Source organism: Candidatus Poribacteria bacterium, assembly GCA_021295715.1.
Taxonomy (GTDB): Bacteria; Poribacteria; WGA-4E; order WGA-4E; family WGA-3G; genus WGA-3G.
Window position 1 is genome coordinate 15,983 of sequence record JAGWBV010000070.1, and the last position, 2,198, is coordinate 18,180.

The 2,198-nt window shown below is 46.3% G+C and carries 4 protein-coding genes and 1 pseudogene (1 of these 5 cut by a window edge); all 5 read left to right on the forward strand.

Annotation, left to right across the window (positions count from 1 at the left end):
* Nucleotides 1-234: pseudogene (locus J4G07_16650) on the forward strand (IMP dehydrogenase) (it extends 1,238 nt beyond the left edge of the window).
* A gap of 2 nt (nucleotides 235-236) precedes the next feature.
* Nucleotides 237-1,016 carry a hypothetical protein gene (locus tag J4G07_16655; GenBank protein MCE2415617.1) on the forward strand — a complete coding sequence of 260 codons (780 nt, stop codon included), beginning with the start codon at nucleotides 237-239 and terminating at the stop codon, nucleotides 1,014-1,016.
* A 125-nt stretch (nucleotides 1,017-1,141) separates the two neighbouring features.
* Complete coding sequence (locus tag J4G07_16660) at nucleotides 1,142-1,288, forward strand: hypothetical protein (protein MCE2415618.1); 147 nt, start codon at nucleotides 1,142-1,144, stop codon at nucleotides 1,286-1,288.
* 62 nt (nucleotides 1,289-1,350) lie between these two features.
* Nucleotides 1,351-1,734: a hypothetical protein gene (locus J4G07_16665; GenBank protein ID MCE2415619.1), complete on the forward strand. Its 384-nt coding sequence runs from the start codon at nucleotides 1,351-1,353 to the stop codon at nucleotides 1,732-1,734.
* 152 nt (nucleotides 1,735-1,886) lie between these two features.
* The coding region (locus J4G07_16670) for a hypothetical protein (GenBank protein ID MCE2415620.1) at nucleotides 1,887-2,198 on the forward strand (312 nt) is incomplete at its 3' end.

The window sequence follows — 2,198 nt, forward strand, 5'->3', positions numbered from 1 at the left end:
GGCGGTCCAGAATTATTGTTCGAGGAGGGTGCCGATGCTTATGTGCCTTATGCAGGAAAGATGAACGATAGTTTGAAAACGACCCTCGCAAAAATCCGATCGCTTATGTGCAATTGTGGAGCGGTATCCCTACCGGAATTTCGTCAAAAAGCCAGGTTCGTGTTAGTCTCTTCAGCGAGCATCCGTGAAGGCGGTGTTCACGATATCATTCCAAGAACGACGCAAGATAGGTAAAAATGGAAACTTTCGACAATAAAATCAATCTCAATCTGGAGAGTGCCTCAGAAGTCTCCCTCAAAGGTTTCATCGCGCTGATTGAGCACATGGATCCCAACTTCCATGAAGAATGGGATGCGTTGGCAAATTTGCGCGTTGCTGAACCAGAAAAAGGATATCCTACTTCGGTTTTCCGGGCGTTTCTCCCAAATAACCCTGTCTCCGTTGGGGACTCTTGGCAGATTGACGACCAAGGCGCGCGTGTCTTGCTGAGCCAGTTACAGCCCAATCCGAATCTGGATATGCACATTGATGCAGGAGATTCCCGTGGTTTATGGGCATGTCTACGCGCTTATAACGATGAATTTGCTGACATTGTGTTTCGGATCCATGCGGCATTTGCCTTAACTGACGGTTGGTTCACACCTTCTCAGTTGGCAGGACATCTCGTTATTGACCGTATTAAAAAGAGTATACTGTTTTTTCAGATGCGCGTTCCTGAAGGGACATGGTTTGATGTCAACTGGAAAAAACACAAAGGTGACTCAGGTTTTAGTACCGCTGGTGGCGTTTGTCCGCAAATTGAGCTTCATGGCGGAACGCGAGATGTTCTTCAGGAAACCGAGTTTACAACATCAATCACGCGAGAAGCGGCTGAACACACACTGATACAATGCTTCTACAAGTCGCAGCAAATCAACTGGGTGTCGTTGGAAAAGGCATTAGAAATATCGCAAGCACAACAGAAACCGATCCATGCCATTTCAATAGATGGTGCTGAGGGAGTGGCAAAAGCCTGAGGGCAGTTGTCCTCTCTGATGAACGGATTATCAAATTTCTGAACGAAAATTTCATCAATACGTGGATACGCAATATTGATCTGCGGCGCATGCACCATACTGTAGGGTTTGACGGACTATCTCCGTTGGCACACACAATCATTCGTAACAAATGGCGGCGAGGTCCAGTAGATGCATGGGTTATATCTCCTGAACTTGAAGCGATAGGACATGTAGCAGTCAATGACTACCTTGGTAACAACAGACGTAAAGATTTCTCGCGGATTCCTTAGCAGGAAAACTCCCCGGATTCGGGAACACCATTCTCACACCCGAGCAACCCTCGCAACGGATATTGGACGTTGTTCGCACCCCAGAATATGGACATCAAGACTACACGGTTGTCGTGATTGACACCACTGCGTTTGAAAGAAGCGGCACACTCGTTATTGATGTTGAAGTAGGTGATGAAAAGGCGTACGGGTCCTTTCATCTGCTCGATGCTGATCACAGACTTACCTTTGATCCTTATTACAAACGTCCCGAAGGAATCCTTCTTGAGGAATCGCACGACACAGGTTGGTTGGGTCCCAATGAAACGGGACAAATGACACATCATTTTGAGTGTGGGCAAATCTTTAAATTAGTCGCTCTGGGATGGGCATCTAATGAGAAAGGAAGCATCAACGCTTTTCACGCAAGAATTTCTGTAGAGCCAGCAGAAAAGAGCGAAAAATAATGCGGAAAAATCCCAAACCAATGAAGCATTTGCAGTGCTTTATAAATACTACATAACTGGCAAAAGTGCATCCAAAAACGTGTATAACCGAATCATTGCCTCTTTCTAATTGCAATGGTATCCTATACCGAAAAGGAAGTTCATACCGAAAAGTGAAAACTTTCAACAATAAAATTGCACTTAAGCTTGATGATGATGCAGAAGTGTCCGTCACAGGTGTCATTGCACCGATTGAATACACCCAACGTAACTATCACGTGGATTGGGACGAATTGGCGAATCTGCGGGCTGCTGAACCGGAGGAGCAGTATGCAGCCTCTGTTTTTCAAGCGTTTTTGCCACAGGAACCGGTTTCGGTGGGTGAATGCTGGCAGATTGAAGAAGCAGGGGCATTAACGCTGCTGCGGCAACTCAATCCGCGTCCACAATTGGAATTGGAGGTTGGTGGAGCGGATTCTTACGGT

Bases quoted from the DNA above. Each gene is read 5' to 3' on its own strand.
- J4G07_16655 (MCE2415617.1), top strand. From the start codon at position 237: ATGGAAACTTTCGACAATAAAATCAATCTCAATCTGGAGAGTGCCTCA.